Source organism: Methylobacillus gramineus, from assembly GCF_020532675.1.
Taxonomy (GTDB): domain Bacteria; phylum Pseudomonadota; class Gammaproteobacteria; order Burkholderiales; family Methylophilaceae; genus Methylobacillus; species Methylobacillus gramineus.
This window is the reverse complement of the sequence record NZ_JAJAVE010000001.1, coordinates 1,039,741-1,055,322: the sequence shown is the minus strand read 5'-3', so window position 1 is coordinate 1,055,322 and position 15,582 is coordinate 1,039,741. Positions and strand designations below refer to the sequence as shown.

Genomic DNA, 15,582 nt, shown 5'->3' with positions numbered 1-15,582 from the left:
ACTTCATGTGTGGAATTATCGGTGTGGTCGGTAAAAACCCAGTCAACCAGTTACTTTATGATGGCTTGCTGGTGTTGCAGCATCGTGGACAGGATGCTGCTGGTATTGTCACCTGTGATGGCAATACTTTCTTCATGCATAAAAATAATGGTTTGGTACAAGATGTATTCCAGACTCGACATATGCGCAACCTGATCGGTAACGCTGGTATTGCTCATGTGCGCTATCCAACCGCAGGTTCCTCATCAGCCGCTGAAGCTCAGCCTTTCTATGTCAACTCACCATTTGGTATTGTGTTGGGGCATAACGGCAATTTAACCAACTCCGCTCAGCTCAAGCAGGAAATGTTCAGGCAGGATCTGCGTCACATCAATACCAGCTCTGACTCTGAGGTGCTGTTGAATGTACTGGCGCATGAGATTGAGACCTCCGCCCACAATGTCGTATTGAATACCGACATGATCTTTGAGGCGGTTGAAGGCGTACACAAGCGGTGTCGTGGTGCCTATGCAGTCGTGGCAATGATTGCCAATTTCGGTCTGCTGGCATTTCGTGACCCTAATGGCATTCGCCCTCTGGTCATTGGCAAGCACGAAACTACAAGTGGTACAGAATATATTGTGGCATCCGAGAGCGTTGCGCTTGATGTGCTAGGCTTCACCCTAGTACGCGATGTAGAGCCGGGCGAAGCGATTTTCATTGATATGAATGGCAACTTCTTCTCACGTCAATGTGCCTCAGCACCTAAGCTGGCACCATGCATTTTTGAATATGTGTATTTGGCTCGTCCTGATTCCGTGATTGATAATGTCTCCGTGTACCAAACCCGATTGCATATGGGTGAAAGTCTTGCTGAGAAAATTGCCCGCGAGTGGAGTGATCTCAAGATTGATGTGGTGATCCCGATTCCAGATACCAGTCGTCCCAGTGCTTTACAGTTGGCCAATGCATTGAACCTGACCTACAGGGAAGGGTTTATCAAGAATCGATATATTGGACGTACTTTTATCATGCCAGGCCAGGCCTTGCGCAAGAAGTCCGTGCGTCAGAAGCTCAATCCCATCGGGATGGAGTTCAAAGGCAAGAATGTACTCTTGGTCGATGATTCTATCGTGCGTGGGACGACGTCCAAGCAAATCGTACAGATGGCCCGCGATGCTGGCGCCAACAAGGTATTCTTTGCGTCAGCAGCACCGCCAGTTCGTTTCCCGAATGTCTATGGTATTGATATGCCGACGCGCGACGAGCTGTTGGCTACCGGGCGCACCGACGAAGAGATCTGTGCGGAAATTGGGGCTGATGCCCTAATTTATCAGGATCTGGATGCATTGATCAAAGCCGTACAAAAAGGAAATCCTGATATTGAAGTGTTTGATTGTTCCTGTTTTGACGGGAATTACATCACTGGCGATATTGATGAGGCGTATCTCAATCATACGGAGTCTGCGCGTGGCGATGGTGGTAAAGCGACCAGGCCTGTGGATTCCATTACACAGCTGGACCTGAATCTGGTGGCTTCACGCGAAGAGGAGTTTGTCTAAGCCAGTGGTTGACGCTCAGGCAGAATCAGGACTAATATTATTACATGCGCCGATTTGAGTTTAAGTAGCACTCAGCTTGCGGGCGCAATATAAATACAGCTAAAGCGAGTTGATATTAGAAACCCGTTTTAGCTCAGGAGCTACAGCGGGTTTTTTTATGCCTGCGCTATTTAGAATGTGGCCCGGTATCGGGCGGGAAGGTAACAATACAATCATGAGTGATCATCAGTGGCATCCAGAAACCCTGAGTGTACGAGCAGGCAGTGAACACACGCCCTATGGCGAGAATTCAGAAGCTATATTCCTGACCTCCAGCTTTGTCTTCAGCAATGCGGCCCAGGCCGCCGCACGCTTTGGCGGGCAAGAGCCGGGGAATATTTATTCCCGCTTTACCAACCCGACCGTGACCATGTTTCAGAACAAGCTAGCAGCACTAGAGGGCGCTGAATCTTGTGTGGCGACATCATCAGGCATGTCCGCCATTCTGGCGTGCGTGATGGGCGTATGTTCCGCAGGTGATCATGTCGTGGCCTCCCGTAGTATTTTTGGGACTTCAGTGCAACTGTTCAGCAATATTCTCAAGCGCTGGGGGCTGGAAACAACCTTTGTTTCACTGACCGATCCTGATGAGTGGAGGGCAGCGAGCAAAGCCAATACCAAGTTGTTCTTTGTGGAAACCCCATCCAACCCGCTGACTGAAATTTGTGACATTGCCCTGTTGGCGGATATTGCGCATGAAGCCGGTGCTTTGCTAGCCGTGGACAATTGCTTTTGCAGTCCCGCACTGCAAAAGCCCCTGGATTTAGGTGCAGATATTGTGGTGCATTCTGCCACCAAATATATTGATGGTCAGGGACGTTGCCTGGGTGGTGCCGTGCTTGGGCGCAAGGATGTTCTGGAGCCAGTGTATGGCTTCTTGCGGACTGCAGGCCCTACCATGAGTGCATTCAATGCCTGGGTGTTTCTGAAGGGGCTGGAAACCTTGCATGTGCGTATGGATGCACATGCACGCAATGCATTGGAATTGGCTACCTGGCTGGAACAGCAACCTGGGGTTTCCCGTGTTTATTACCCGGGCCTGGCCTCGCATCCACAGCATGCATTGGCGAAGAAGCAGCAGAAGAGCGGTGGTGCGATAGTCTCATTTGAAGTGAAAGGCGGACAGGAAGCTGCATGGCGGTTGATTGATGCCACCAAGATGATTTCGATTACGGCTAATCTGGGTGATGCCAAGAGCACAATTACGCATCCTGCCACCACCACCCATAGCCGGGTATCGCCTGAAGCGCGTGCAGCGGCGGGCATTGGCGATGGATTGGTACGCATTGCGGTTGGGCTTGAGCATATTGACGATATCAAGGCTGACCTTGCGTTGCTGAGCAAGTCTCTGTAAGCCGCACTATTGTTGAATGAAGCTGTCATAATGGTACAGAAGGGCAGTGCTAACTTTAAGATAAGGAGCTAAATAATGAGTCTAAAAGATGCTTATGTTGAAAAATTGAAAGTCCAGTTGGATGAATGGAGTGCAGATATTGACGTACTTGAAGCCAAGGTTCGTCAAGCAGATGCCGAGTTGCGCATTAAATATGACGAGCAGGTTATCGTCCTGAAAGAAAAGCGGGATGAAGCCAAGGTCAAGTTGGCTGAGGTGCAGTCGTCAGCTGGAGAAGCGTGGCAAGAGCTGAAAAAAGGCAGTGATGAGGCTTGGGAAACAATCAAGCACGCATTTGCAGAAGCAAGAAAAAAGTTTGGCGAATAATTAATTAACCCAGTCCTGGGAGGAGAGTATCAATGAAAACGTCTGTGATTGTAGGTGTGTTGTTGATCGTGCTGGGCGCTGCTGCTTTGGTGTACAAAGGCTTCAGTTTTACTACCGAGGAAACGGTAGCCCAAATCGGGCCTTTGAAAGCCACAGCCGAGGTGGAGAATGATGTGGCGATTCCTAACGTGCTGGGCATCGTTGCAATTATCGCAGGTGTGCTTGTGATTGCAGTTGGCGCACGTAAGTAAATAGCAGTTTTATCCAGGCACAAATAAAAAAACGGGACATAAAGTCCCGTTTTTTTATTGCTGATGAATCAAACTTTACAGTGATGCAGCATTGTCAGCCAGGTATTTAGCAACGCCTTCTGGAGATGCATTCATGCCGGCCTTGCCTTTTTTCCAGCCAGCAGGACACACTTCACCGTGTTCTTCAACAAATTGCTGGGCATCCACGACGCGCAGCATTTCATCAATATCACGGCCTAGTGGCAGATCATTAACTACCTGGTGTACGACGACCCCATCCTTATTGATGAGGAACGAGCCACGATAAGCTACGCCGCCTTCAGCCTCAACATCGTAGGCCTTGACGATTTCGTGCTTGATGTCAGCGACTAGGGGGTAGCCAACCTTGCCAATGCCCCCCTTGTCTATTGGCGTGTTCTTCCATGCCAGGTGGGTGAAGTGGGAGTCAATCGAGATACCAATCACTTCAACACCGCGCTGCTTGAAGTCATCCAGTCTGTGATCAAAAGCGATCAGTTCAGATGGGCAGACAAAGGTGAAGTCCAGAGGGTAAAAGAAGATGACGGCATGTTTGCCTTTGATGTGTGCAGAAAGATTGAAATCTTCCTTGATGGAATTGTCGCCCAGTACTGCAGCAGCAGTAAAATCGGGAGCAGGTTTGCCAACTAAAACGGCCATATTGATTCTCCTTTGGAGTGGTTAAGCGGTGAGACGCGATAGCCTAAATCAACTTAGAACAAAATTCTAATTAATTTTTGCAATCGCCATGAGTATTCCCCGCTTGATGGGCGGGATGTGTATCCGCTACCAGGGTAAGATTTTCCCGTGGGATCAAGGGGTAAATCCACGCATGCTTTGGCATGCGTATCGTGCTAGAATCCCAGACTTTAAGCCACTTTAAAGCCGATAGCAAACAATGGATCAGTTCGCAAAAGAAACCCTCCCTATCAGCCTCGAAGACGAGATGCGTCGTTCCTACCTCGATTACGCCATGAGCGTCATCGTGGGTCGTGCCTTGCCAGATGTTCGCGACGGTTTGAAACCTGTTCATCGCCGCGTACTGTACGCCATGCACGAGTTGAACAACGACTGGAATCGAGCTTACAAGAAATCTGCCCGTATCGTGGGCGATGTGATCGGTAAATATCACCCGCATGGTGATACTGCTGTATATGACACCATCGTGCGTATGGCCCAGCCTTTCTCTTTGCGCTACATGCTGGTTGATGGTCAGGGTAACTTCGGTTCTGTAGACGGAGATAATGCCGCGGCGATGCGATATACCGAAATCCGTATGTCGCGTATTGCGCATGAGTTGCTGGCTGACATTGATAAGGAAACGGTTGATTTTGGCCCTAACTATGACGGTTCGGAACACGAGCCACTCATCATGCCTGCGCGTATTCCCAATCTACTCATCAATGGTAGCTCGGGTATTGCGGTGGGGATGGCCACCAATATTCCACCGCATAACCTGAATGAAGTAATTGCGGCCTGTCTGGCCTTGTTGCAGAACCCGGAAACGACGATAGATGAGCTGATTGAGATCATCCCCGCGCCAGATTTTCCGACTGCGGGCATTATCTATGGCACGATAGGTGTCAGAGAAGGCTATCGCACTGGCCGTGGCCGTGTGGTGATGCGCGGACGCACGCATGTGGAAGACCTGGAGCGTGGTGGTCGCCAGGCGCTGATTGTTGACGAACTGCCTTACCAAGTGAATAAAAAGACCTTTGTCGAGAAAATCGCCGAACTGGTCAATGAAAAGAAGATAGAAGGTATTTCCGACCTGCGCGACGAGTCTGATAAGTCGGGTATGCGCGTAGTGATCGAGCTCAAACGTGGTGAAGTGCCGGAAGTGGTACTGAATAACCTGTACAAGCAAACCCAACTGCAAGATACCTTTGGCATGAATATGGTGGCCTTGCTGGATGGTCAGCCGCGCTTGCTGAACCTCAAGCAGATGCTGGAAGCTTTCCTGCGCCACCGTCGTGAAGTAATCACGCGTCGTACCGTGTTTGAATTGCGCAAGGCGCGTGAGCGTGGACATGTGCTGGAAGGCCTGGCTGTTGCTCTGGCCAACGTGGATGACATGATTGCGTTGATCAAGGCTGCACCTACGCCGCCAGAAGCCAAGCGCGAGTTGATGGCGCGTCTGTGGACATCGCCTGTGGTTGAGGAAATGCTCAAGCGCGCCGCCATGGAAGCCTCACGTCCTGACGGTCTGGCAGTTGACTTTGGCCTAACGCCAGAAGGTTACAGATTGTCTGATGTGCAGGCGCAGGAAATCCTGCAAATGCGCTTGCAACGCTTGACCGGTCTGGAACAAGACAAGATTGTTAATGAATATAAAGAGGTCATGGATGTTATTGCTGACTTGCTTGATATCCTCGCCAAGTCTGCGCGTGTAACGCAGATTATCATTGAGGAGCTGGCGGCTATCCTCCATCAGTTTGGCGACAAGCGTCGCAGCGAGATTGTGCATAATGCCCAGGATCTCTCGCTGGAAGACCTGATTACGCCGCAGGATGTGGTAGTGACGCTATCACACACTGGCTATGTCAAGTCGCAGCCGCTGGAAGAGTATCGTGCGCAACGCCGTGGTGGTCGTGGCAAGCAAGCGACTGCAACCAAGGAAGATGACTTCATCGATAAGATGTTTGTGGCCAATACGCACGATTACATTCTGTGTTTCTCAAGTCGTGGCCGTGTTTACTGGCTCAAGGTGTATGAAGTGCCACAAGGCAGTCGTATCAGTCGCGGCAAGCCTATCGTCAATCTGTTCCCATTGGAGGAAGGCGAGAAGATCAATGCCATCCTGCCAGTCAAGGAATTCGACGAGAATCACTTTGTCTTCATGGCAACATCCATGGGCACCGTCAAGAAAACCGCATTAACAGAATTCTCCAACCCACGTCGTTCTGGCATCATCGCGCTCAATCTGGATGAGGGGGATTACCTGATTGGAGCTGAAGTTACCAATGGCGTGAACGATATTATCCTGGTGTCCAATGGTGGCAAGGCTGTGTGGTTTGACGAAGAAGATGTACGCGGAATGGGACGTACTGCACGTGGTGTTCGTGGCATGAAGTTGCAAGCCAACCAGCAGGTTATTTCCTTGCTGATTGCAGAGGATGACAAGCAGACAGTGTTAGTGGCAACGGAAAATGGCTATGGCAAGCGTACTGTGCTTGCCGACTTCCGCCATTCTGGTCGTGGTACACAGGGTGTGAAGGCGATTGCGACCAGTGAGCGCAACGGCGTCGTGGTTGGCGCGCGCCTGGTGAACGATAATGATGAAATCATGTTGATCACGACAGGTGGGGTATTAATCCGTACGCGCGTGAATGAGATCCGTGAGTTGGGTCGTGCCACACAGGGTGTGACCCTGATCAATCTGGGGACGGGCGAAAAGCTTTCAGGCCTGGAAAAAGTGGTCGAAACTGACGATGACACTGATCCAGAAGTTGTGGATGATCAAGACGTTGCTGGTGATCAAGACGTTGCTGGTGATCAAGACGTTGCTGGTGATCAAGAAACTGCCCCCGAATAAGGTGTAATCAAGTATTTATGACGCAAATCTATAACTTTTCTGCCGGACCGGCAGTATTGCCCAAAGACGTATTGCAACAAGCCAGCGATGAAATGCTGGACTGGCATGGCTCGGGTATGTCAGTGATGGAAATGAGCCATCGCGGCAAGGAATTCATGAGCATCGCCGCAGAAGCCGAAGCCGATTTGCGAGAGTTGCTCAATATTCCTGCAAACTACAAAGTGCTCTTTCTACAGGGGGGGGCACATGCGCAGTTTTCCATGATCCCGCTCAACCTGTTGCGCGGCAAGAAACAAGCGGATTATTTGGATACGGGTATCTGGGCACAGAAAGCGATTGAAGAGGCAGGCAAGTACTGCGAAGTGAATGTGGTCGCCTCATCTGCCGACAAGAATTACACCTATGCTCCAGATCAATCGCAGTGGAAGCTTAACGCTGACGCTGCCTATGTGCATTACACCTCCAATGAAACCATTGGTGGCGTGGAGATGTTCTGGACGCCTGAAACAGGGAATGTGCCACTGGTGGCGGATATGTCTTCGCATATCCTGTCTCGACCCGTGGATATCAGCAAGTTTGGCTTGATCTATGCCGGTGCGCAAAAGAATATCGGCCCGGCCGGCTTGACGATTGTGATTGTGCGGGAAGACCTGATTGGTCAAACGGTAGCGGATACGCCCACCATGCTGGATTACAAGATACACGCCGATAACGACTCCATGTACAACACTCCGCCAACCTATGGTATTTATATTGCCGGCTTGGTATTCAAGTGGATCAAGGCCCAGGGCGGATTGGCTGCTATGGAAAAACTCAATATTGAGAAATCCGGCCTGTTATATGATTATCTCGACAGTACTGAGTTTTACCGTTCGCCGATCGCAGTGGAAAATCGCTCACGCATGAATATCCCGTTTACATTGAAGGATAGCGCCCTAGATGCAGAATTTCTCAAGCAAGCGCAGACAGCCGGGTTACTCCAGTTAAAAGGCCATCGTTTGCTGGGCGGCATGCGCGCATCGATTTACAATGCGATGCCAATCGAAGGCGTGAATACGCTGATTGAATTCATGAAGGGCTTTGAGCGCGCTCACGCTTGATCTAATCAGTAGAGGGCTGCAGGAGCGGTGCTCAATTACGCAACAATATATGCATAGAGTGTAGACCATGAGCGACATACTAAAAAATTGCCGTGACCAGATTGATGCCATTGATGAGCAGATGCTGGATCTGGTGAATGCACGTGCTGCCTTGGCGCGTGAAATTGGCGCACTCAAAGGGGAAGGGCCGATATACCGTCCCGAGCGAGAAGCGCAGGTATTGCGCCGTCTGCTGGATAAAAATACTGGCCCATTGTCTGCCGAGGCGGTGACGGCCATTTTTCGTAGTGTCATGTCCAACTGTCGTGCTCTGGAGCGCGAGCTTGCGGTGGCCTTTCTTGGGCCATTAGGGACTTTCAGTGAGGAGGCTGCCAATAAGCAGTTCGGTGGCCTGAGTTCTCCCAAGCCCTGTATTTCCATCGATGAAGTATTTCGCATGGTGGAGTCCGGTGCAGCCGACTATGCAGTAGTGCCAGTGGAGAATTCCACTGAGGGTGCCGTTGGACGCACGCTGGATCTCTTGACCATGACCAGCCTGCATATCTGTGGGGAAATCACCCTGCCTGTGCATCATTGCCTGCTCAGGAGCAAGGAATCCAGCAACGAAATACAGCGCGTCTATTCTCATGCCCAATCGCTAGGGCAATGTCATGAGTGGCTCAACCTTAACCTTGGACACGTTGAACGGATCAGTACGGGTAGTAATGCCCAGGCGGCTGAACTGGCGGCGCGTGATCCTTTTGGCGCTGCGATTGCCAGCAACCGTGCTGCCGAGTTGTTTGATATGGCCGTGGAGGCAGAAAATATCGAGGATGATCCCAAGAATACGACACGCTTCCTGGTATTGGCCAATCACGAGATTGCCCCATCAGGCAAAGACAAGACCTCATTGCTGCTTGCTGCCAAAAATGTCCCTGGCGCGGTTGTCAGCTTGCTGGCCCCGCTAGCCAAGCATGGCATTGATATGAGCAAGTTCGAGTCCAGGCCATCCAAGCTTGGTATCTGGGAGTACGTGTTCTTTGTTGATATCGAAGGGCATTACCAGGACCCCCAGCTCGCCAAAGCGTTGTATGAGCTTGAGCAGTGCGCTTCATTGCTCAAGGTGCTAGGCTCTTATCCTGTCGCCGTAATATGATACTTTGAATCTTGAGTAGGCTCCTGCTCTTGATCATTCCCATTAGCTGAGTTTGTTCTTCAGAGGGTCGCATGCCTATCAGCCAGAACTTGTTGTGGTCAGCCTCATTACGTAAATGGACGCTCAATTTCCAGAATGACCGTCTGGAAGCTTTGTACCAGCTTTATGCCATCCCCAGCTTGCGCAGGTATTCGCGTGTCGCATTGTTGGTGGGTGCCATCATGTACATGCTGTATGGCCTGCTGGATCCTTTATTCGTCATCCCAGAAGCCGTGATCAGTGTCTGGTATATCCGCACCATGGTGGTGATGCTATTTTTCGCGGTTTTCGGCCTGACTTTTTACCGACAGTTCGTTAAATACAACCAGTTTCTGCTGGGTGTGGTGTCGCTGTTCAGTGGTCTCGGACTTTTGGCGCAATTAAGCTTCATGCCCTTGGCGGCAATCAGTTATTACTACACAGGCCTGATTGTCATTGTCTTCTGGAGTTATACCTTCTCAGGCTTGAGGTTTTTTAATGCCACCCTGGTAGGCCTATTACTTTTTATTGTGTTCAACATCATGTTTATTGAGTTGCGTCCTTTGCCCTTGTTGCAGCTCATGATCTACGATGTATTCATCCTGTCCGCCAATATGGTGGGGGCATTTGCCAGTTATGTGGCCGAGAAGCAAAGCCGGGAGCTGTTCCTGCGCGAGAAAGACCTGGACAACGAACGTCATAGACAACATGAGCGTGCCTTGCATGATCGTCTGACCGGTTTGCCGAATCGCGAATTGCTGCTGGATCGGATAGAACAGGCGATTAATTATTCCACACGTAACGATCAATTATGTGCTGGCCTGTTTATTGATCTGGATCGCTTCAAACCGATCAATGATACCTATGGTCATTTGATTGGCGATGTTGTGCTGAAAGAGGTGGCGACTCGTCTCAAATTCACCGTGCGTGAAGCGGATACATTGGCCCGGCTAGGGGGTGACGAATTCTTTGTATTGGCGCGTGATATTGGGACACCAGAAGCGGCAGAGCTGCTGGCGGAAAAACTGCGCATGCAATTGATCTCTCCCATCATTCTGGATGGTCTGCCGCCAATTAAAGATCTGTCAGCCAGTATCGGGGTATGTGTGTTCCCGTATCGCGACGTGACTGCGGTGGACGTGATCAGACGCTCTGACCATGCGATGTATGACGCGAAGCGTGAGAATAAACAAGCAGTCAATTCTATTTGAAAGGGTATTATCGTGACCAGACTGTGCGACCTTGCGCCGTCCAATATTCGTTCTATTGCGCCATACCAGCCAGGCAAGCCCATTACTGAACTGGCGCGTGAGATGGGTTTACAACCAGAGCAGATCATCAAGCTGGCTTCTAATGAAAACCCGCTCGGCGTCAGTCCTAAAGCCTATGAAGCCATGCAGGATGCGCTGGAAGAAATTGCCCGATACCCTGATGGCAATAGTTTTGCCTTGCGTGATAGTGTCTGCAGAAAGTTTGGATTGAATCCCGGCCAGCTTGTCTTCGGCAACGGTTCCAATGACATTCTGGAGCTGGCAGCGCGTGCGTTTCTGACGCCAGGCACTGAAGCCATTTATTCTCAACATGCATTTGCCGTATATGCCTTGGTCACCCAGGCAACAGGGGCGACAGGCGTGACTGTTCCCGCCAAGGATTTCGGTCATGATCTTGATGCCATGCTGGCGGCGGTGACGGGTAAAACGCGGATTATCTTCATTGCCAACCCCAATAACCCAACCGGGACGTTGCTTGGCAAACAAGCCTTGCGTCAGTTTTTAGGCCAGGTTCCAAAGAACGTATTGGTGGTGCTGGATGAGGCGTATGACGAGTATCTGGATGCCGACCTGAAATCCGAAGCGATTGGCTGGCTCAATGACTTTGAAAACTTGCTGATTTCTCGCACGCTTTCCAAAGCGTATGGTTTGGCAGGGTTACGTGTTGGTTTTGGCATTGCCGCCCAGGAGATTGCTGACCTGATGAACCGCGTGCGTCAGCCTTTTAATGTCAACAGTGTGGCACAGGCTGCTGCAGTAGCGGCATTGGCAGACGAGGAGTTTGTTGAACGTACCCGTGCTTTGAATCAGGCGGGAATGGTACAGATCACCAAGGCATTGCAGGAACTGGGGTTGAGTTTCATTCCCTCATTTGGCAACTTTGTCAGCTTCAAAGTGAATAATGCCGCCGTGGTTTATCAGCAGTTATTACAGCGTGGCATAATTCTGCGGCCTGTCGCCGCCTATGAAATGCCTGATTACCTGCGGGTCAGTATCGGCTTGTTCTCTGAGAATTCTCGTTTTATTGATGTTTTGGGGCAAATACTGCAAGAAAGCAAGACCACATCATAAGTTGAGCAGGTGGGTTTGTGCTCATGTGATCGTTCATACTGCCAGCCAGTGTTGAACACCTTAATCTCTAGCTATAAAGTTAAAATCAAAGCGCCGTTATATAACGGCGCTTTTTTATTGGCAAAAACCGTGAAAAGCTTGTCTAAAGCCATTCGCCCGATAGGGACTCATGATAATCATGAGGCGAGTTTCGGTATTTTTGCACTGTTGGCAGAGGCGCGTGACGAGGAGAATGCATTCACGTTACAGCGACTTGTTATTTTGAGGATGTAGCGTTCTAATCTTAATCAACTTTGAGGAGATTTATCATGTGGACCAAGCCAGAAGTAACAGAAATGCGTTTCGGTTTTGAAGTGACTATGTACGTTTGCAATCGCTAAGTCGCAACAGCCGGGATACTCAGGTAGCCCGGCTGGTTTTTGAAACAAAAGAATCAACGAGAAGGCTTTCATGCATATTCATGTTTTAGGATCGGCAGCAGGTGGCGGTTTTCCGCAGTGGAACTGTAATTGCCCGAATTGTGATGGTCTGCGTAAAGGCACTATCAAGGCAAGCAAGCGTACACAGTCTTCAATCTGTGTCAGTGGTGATGGCGTCAACTGGGTTCTCTTCAATACTTCTCCCGATATTCTGCAGCAAATTCAGGACTTCGCCCCATTGCAGCCTGGCCGTGCGATCCGCGATAGCGGTATCGTCGGCATTGTGCTGATTGATGCACAGATTGATCATACTACTGGTCTCTTGATGTTGAGAGAAGGTCAGGTCAAGCGCGAGATTTACTGTACTGATATGGTGTACCAGGATTTAACGACTGGTAATCCATTACTGAATATTCTGGGTCATTATTGCGGTATTAACCGCCATGATGTGCCCATTGATGGTCAAGGCACGTTTGAAGTGGCAGGGGCACCAAACCTCAGGTTTACTGCTGTTGCGCTCAAAAGTGCGGCACCTCCTTATTCGCCACATCGTAATGATCCACACCCTGGTGACACCATAGGGGTATTGATTGAAGATACTAAAAACGGCAAGAAAGCGTTCTATGCCCCAGGTCTGGGTGAGATTGAGCCGCATTTGCCCGCATTGATGGAACAGGCCGATTGCATCATGGTGGATGGAACCTTCTGGACCAATACCGAAATGCTGGACATGGGACTGATGACCAAAAAGGCTCGTGATATCGGACATAACCCGCAATCCGGACCTGGTGGCATGATAGAAGTGCTGGATGGATACCCCAATGCACGTCGCGTGCTGATTCATATCAACAATACCAACCCGATACTACGTGAAGATTCTGCCGAGCGTGCGGAGCTGACACAACATGGTATTGAGGTCGCCTACGATGGCATGGACATTATTCTCTAGGAGCCAAGCATGAATGCACCTGTTATTGGAAATACTCCCTGGACCCGCGAGGAATTCGAGCAGCAACTGCGTGAAAAGGGCAGGGGTTATCATATCTATCACCCATTTCATGTGATGATGTATGAAGGCAAGCTTACACGGGAGCAATTGCAGTGCTGGGTGGCCAACCGCTTCTATTACCAGATTAGTATTCCGCAAAAAGATGCGGCCATTATGTCCAACTGCCCAGACAAGGAAATCCGCAAGGGCTGGATACAGCGGATTATCGACCATGATGGAGATGCAGATAATGTAGGTGGTATCGAGGCATGGATACAGCTCGGTCAAGCCGTTGGTTTGAACCGGGAGGATGTTACTTCACTTAAATTTGTCGCACCTGGTGTGCGCTTTGCCGTGGATGCCTATGTCAATTTTGCCAAGCAACGTCCATGGCAGGAGTCAGTCTGTTCCTCGCTGACTGAACTGTTTGCGCCACACATCCATCAGCAGCGTATCAGCTCCTGGCCCGACATGTATCCTTGGGTGAAAGAAGAGGGCCTGGTGTATTTCAAAAAGCGGTTAACTGAAGCGCGGCGTGATGTAGAGCAAGGATTGGCCGTTACGCTGGATTATTTCAGCCAGAGCCGCGAGCTACAGGAAAAAGCACTGGATATCCTCCAGTTCAAGCTAGATGTACTTTGGGTGATTGCGGATGCAATCATGTTGGCATCCACAGATATAAAGGTTGAACATAATGTCGACTATCTCAGACAGCCAAGATAAGACTACCGTCGCAACGGGCGATATTTATGCCCTGGCACGCCATTATCGCTTTCAGTGGGAAGATGCCCAGCAATGCTATGTGCTGCTGTTTCCTGAAGGCATGATCAAATTGAATGGCGGGGCAGGCGAAGTCATCAAGCGTGTCGATGGTCAACGTACAGTAGGTGAAATCGTCAGTGATACGCAGCAAGCATTTCCTGATGTTGCTGACTTAGAGTCTGACATCATCGCGATGCTGGATCTTGCCATTGAGAAAGCCTGGCTGGAAAAACGTAACTAGGCACCTGAGGCAGGTGCATTACGTTAAGGAGCAGAAACCATGAGTGCCCAAGTTCAAAACAACGGCGTAGCCGCTTCCAAGACCAACACACAGCCCTTATGGTTGTTGGCCGAGGTGACATATCGCTGTCCGCTGCATTGCGCGTTCTGCTACAACCCGACTGATTACGACAAGCACACCAAAAATGAGCTGAGTACCGAACAGTGGATACAAGCTTTACGTGATGCGCGCAAACTCGGAGCGTTGCAGTTAGGCATTTCCGGTGGGGAGCCACTGCTTCGTGATGATATTGAGGAGATCGTGGCGGAAGCTGGTCGTCTCGGCTATTACACCAACCTGATCACTTCTGGAGTGGGCTTGACTGAAAAGCGGATTAGCGCTTTCAAGGAAGGTGGGTTAGATCATATCCAGCTTTCCATGCATGACATCACTGAAGAGATCAATAACTTCATTACCAATACCCGTACGTTTGAACTGAAGAAAAAAGTGGCAGCCATGATCAAGGATCACGGCTATCCCATGGTGCTCAATGTGGTGATACATCGCTACAACATCAAGCACATCAAGGAAATCCTTGAGATGGCGGAAGCACTGGGGGCTGACTTTGTTGAGCTGGCGAATACCCAGTATTACGGCTGGTCACTGGTTAATCGTAGCCAGTTGATGCCCACTAAAGAACAGATAGATGAAGCGGAAGCCGTCACCAACGAATTCCGTAAAAAAGTCGGTAACAAGATGAAGATCTATTTTGTTGTACCAGACTATTTTTCTGAGCGCCCCAAGAAATGCATGAATGGCTGGGGTGAAGTGTTCATGATCGTGACGGCCAACGGTGATGTGTTGCCTTGCCACTCTGCTCGTGTCCTGCCCGACATGACCTTTCCCAACGTCAAGGCAAATGGTTTGAAATGGGTATGGGAAGAATCACCAGCATTTAACAAGTACCGCGGTGATGACTGGATGAAGGAGCCTTGCCGTAGTTGCGATGAAAAAGAAAAAGACCTGGGGGGCTGCCGTTGTCAGGCATTCCTGCTATCAGGGGATGCCGAAGCTGCTGATCCTGTTTGCACCAAATCACCACATCGACACTTGATAGACGAGGCAATTGCAAATGCACAAAAACCGCATTTGCAGGCCCAGCCTATCTTCTTCAGAAACGACAAGAACTCGCGCAAGCTGATAGAAGGCGAAAACCGGGAACTGGTGGAAGAGTTTCACGCTTTACCTTGATCTGAGCACTAGCTAACGCATACTCATAGTTGCCAGCCAACTATCAATTTTTATTGATTACTGCAGGAAAGTGGTGCTGATACATAGTGATGTTGATGCTTTGTAGTGAATAGTAAAATGAAGCATATTCGTATTGCCTGCTTTATGACCTCACTGAGTCTGTTGCAATGAAACAAATCATTAATTTCTATTAATGATTTGTGATTAGGAATAACTCCTATTGCAAATGAGAATAGCTATCTA

The 15,582-nt window shown here is 49.8% G+C and carries 15 protein-coding genes; 14 read left to right on the top strand and 1 reads right to left on the bottom strand.

Annotated features, from left to right (window positions below):
- The first annotated feature begins 5 nt into the window (after positions 1–5).
- The 4 genes from purF (at position 6) to LG201_RS04885 (ending at position 3,551) form a co-directional block, all read left to right on the top strand.
- On the top strand, positions 6–1,541 hold the full coding sequence (purF, locus tag LG201_RS04900) for an amidophosphoribosyltransferase (protein ID WP_226771042.1): 1,536 nt from the start codon (positions 6–8) through the stop codon (positions 1,539–1,541).
- 214 nt (positions 1,542–1,755) lie between these two features.
- Positions 1,756–2,934: an O-succinylhomoserine sulfhydrylase gene (locus LG201_RS04895; protein ID WP_226771041.1), complete on the top strand. Its 1,179-nt coding sequence runs from the start codon at positions 1,756–1,758 to the stop codon at positions 2,932–2,934.
- Positions 2,935–3,009: 75 nt separating this feature from the next.
- Positions 3,010–3,300 (top strand): sll1863 family stress response protein, encoded by a 291-nt coding sequence (locus tag LG201_RS04890; protein WP_226771040.1) that lies wholly within the window; start codon positions 3,010–3,012, stop codon positions 3,298–3,300.
- Positions 3,301–3,332: 32 nt separating this feature from the next.
- Entirely contained in the window at positions 3,333–3,551 is a 219-nt protein-coding gene (locus LG201_RS04885) for a hypothetical protein (protein WP_226771039.1), read from the top strand.
- A 75-nt stretch (positions 3,552–3,626) separates the two neighbouring features.
- Here the strand turns inward: LG201_RS04885 and LG201_RS04880 are convergent, their stop codons facing one another.
- Positions 3,627–4,229 (bottom strand): peroxiredoxin, encoded by a 603-nt coding sequence (locus tag LG201_RS04880; RefSeq protein WP_226771038.1) that lies wholly within the window; start codon positions 4,227–4,229, stop codon positions 3,627–3,629.
- 238 nt (positions 4,230–4,467) lie between these two features.
- Here LG201_RS04880 and gyrA point away from each other — a divergent pair, with 238 nt between their 5' ends.
- The 10 genes from gyrA to pqqE all read left to right on the top strand — a co-directional run bounded on the left by gyrA (position 4,468) and on the right by pqqE (position 15,339).
- Positions 4,468–7,104, top strand: coding sequence for a DNA gyrase subunit A (gene gyrA, locus LG201_RS04875; RefSeq protein WP_226771037.1), 2,637 nt, complete (start codon positions 4,468–4,470; stop codon positions 7,102–7,104).
- A 17-nt stretch (positions 7,105–7,121) separates the two neighbouring features.
- Positions 7,122–8,204 (top strand): 3-phosphoserine/phosphohydroxythreonine transaminase, encoded by a 1,083-nt coding sequence (gene serC, locus LG201_RS04870; RefSeq protein WP_226771036.1) that lies wholly within the window; start codon positions 7,122–7,124, stop codon positions 8,202–8,204.
- A 67-nt stretch (positions 8,205–8,271) separates the two neighbouring features.
- Positions 8,272–9,339 (top strand): prephenate dehydratase, encoded by a 1,068-nt coding sequence (gene pheA, locus LG201_RS04865; protein ID WP_226771035.1) that lies wholly within the window; start codon positions 8,272–8,274, stop codon positions 9,337–9,339.
- A gap of 71 nt (positions 9,340–9,410) precedes the next feature.
- On the top strand, positions 9,411–10,568 hold the full coding sequence (locus LG201_RS04860) for a GGDEF domain-containing protein (protein WP_226771034.1): 1,158 nt from the start codon (positions 9,411–9,413) through the stop codon (positions 10,566–10,568).
- Between the two features lie 12 nt (positions 10,569–10,580).
- The gene (gene hisC / locus LG201_RS04855; protein WP_226771033.1) at positions 10,581–11,699 is read left to right on the top strand and encodes a histidinol-phosphate transaminase; all 1,119 of its coding nucleotides are present in this window, start codon (positions 10,581–10,583) and stop codon (positions 11,697–11,699) included.
- Positions 11,700–12,007: 308 nt separating this feature from the next.
- On the top strand, positions 12,008–12,079 hold the full coding sequence (gene pqqA / locus LG201_RS04850) for a pyrroloquinoline quinone precursor peptide PqqA (protein ID WP_081774944.1): 72 nt from the start codon (positions 12,008–12,010) through the stop codon (positions 12,077–12,079).
- Between the two features lie 70 nt (positions 12,080–12,149).
- Complete coding sequence (gene pqqB / locus LG201_RS04845) at positions 12,150–13,067, top strand: pyrroloquinoline quinone biosynthesis protein PqqB (protein WP_226771032.1); 918 nt, start codon at positions 12,150–12,152, stop codon at positions 13,065–13,067.
- Positions 13,068–13,076: 9 nt separating this feature from the next.
- A complete protein-coding gene (pqqC, locus tag LG201_RS04840; protein ID WP_226771031.1) occupies positions 13,077–13,829 on the top strand; it encodes a pyrroloquinoline-quinone synthase PqqC in 753 nt (250 codons plus the stop codon).
- Positions 13,801–14,109 (top strand): pyrroloquinoline quinone biosynthesis peptide chaperone PqqD, encoded by a 309-nt coding sequence (gene pqqD, locus LG201_RS04835; RefSeq protein WP_226771030.1) that lies wholly within the window; start codon positions 13,801–13,803, stop codon positions 14,107–14,109. The genes pqqC and pqqD overlap by 29 nt, the downstream gene beginning before the upstream one ends.
- 39 nt (positions 14,110–14,148) lie before the next feature.
- Positions 14,149–15,339 (top strand): pyrroloquinoline quinone biosynthesis protein PqqE, encoded by a 1,191-nt coding sequence (gene pqqE / locus LG201_RS04830; RefSeq protein WP_226771029.1) that lies wholly within the window; start codon positions 14,149–14,151, stop codon positions 15,337–15,339.
- Positions 15,340–15,582: the final 243 nt, after the last annotated feature.

Excerpts from the sequence above, each read along its gene's own strand:
- LG201_RS04885 (WP_226771039.1), top strand. The coding sequence starts at position 3,333 with ATGAAAACGTCTGTGATTGTAGGTGTGTTGTTGATCGTGCTGGGCGCT.
- LG201_RS04895 (WP_226771041.1), top strand. The coding sequence starts at position 1,756 with ATGAGTGATCATCAGTGGCATCCAGAAACCCTGAGTGTACGAGCAGGC.
- pqqB (WP_226771032.1), top strand. The coding sequence starts at position 12,150 with ATGCATATTCATGTTTTAGGATCGGCAGCAGGTGGCGGTTTTCCGCAG.
- LG201_RS04860 (WP_226771034.1), top strand. The coding sequence starts at position 9,411 with ATGCCTATCAGCCAGAACTTGTTGTGGTCAGCCTCATTACGTAAATGG.
- LG201_RS04880 (WP_226771038.1), bottom strand. The coding sequence starts at position 4,229 with ATGGCCGTTTTAGTTGGCAAACCTGCTCCCGATTTTACTGCTGCTGCA.
- pheA (WP_226771035.1), top strand. The coding sequence starts at position 8,272 with ATGAGCGACATACTAAAAAATTGCCGTGACCAGATTGATGCCATTGAT.
- LG201_RS04890 (WP_226771040.1), top strand. The coding sequence starts at position 3,010 with ATGAGTCTAAAAGATGCTTATGTTGAAAAATTGAAAGTCCAGTTGGAT.
- pqqE (WP_226771029.1), top strand. The coding sequence starts at position 14,149 with ATGAGTGCCCAAGTTCAAAACAACGGCGTAGCCGCTTCCAAGACCAAC.
- pqqC (WP_226771031.1), top strand. The coding sequence starts at position 13,077 with ATGAATGCACCTGTTATTGGAAATACTCCCTGGACCCGCGAGGAATTC.
- purF (WP_226771042.1), top strand. The coding sequence starts at position 6 with ATGTGTGGAATTATCGGTGTGGTCGGTAAAAACCCAGTCAACCAGTTA.
- pqqD (WP_226771030.1), top strand. The coding sequence starts at position 13,801 with ATGTCGACTATCTCAGACAGCCAAGATAAGACTACCGTCGCAACGGGC.
- gyrA (WP_226771037.1), top strand. The coding sequence starts at position 4,468 with ATGGATCAGTTCGCAAAAGAAACCCTCCCTATCAGCCTCGAAGACGAG.
- serC (WP_226771036.1), top strand. The coding sequence starts at position 7,122 with ATGACGCAAATCTATAACTTTTCTGCCGGACCGGCAGTATTGCCCAAA.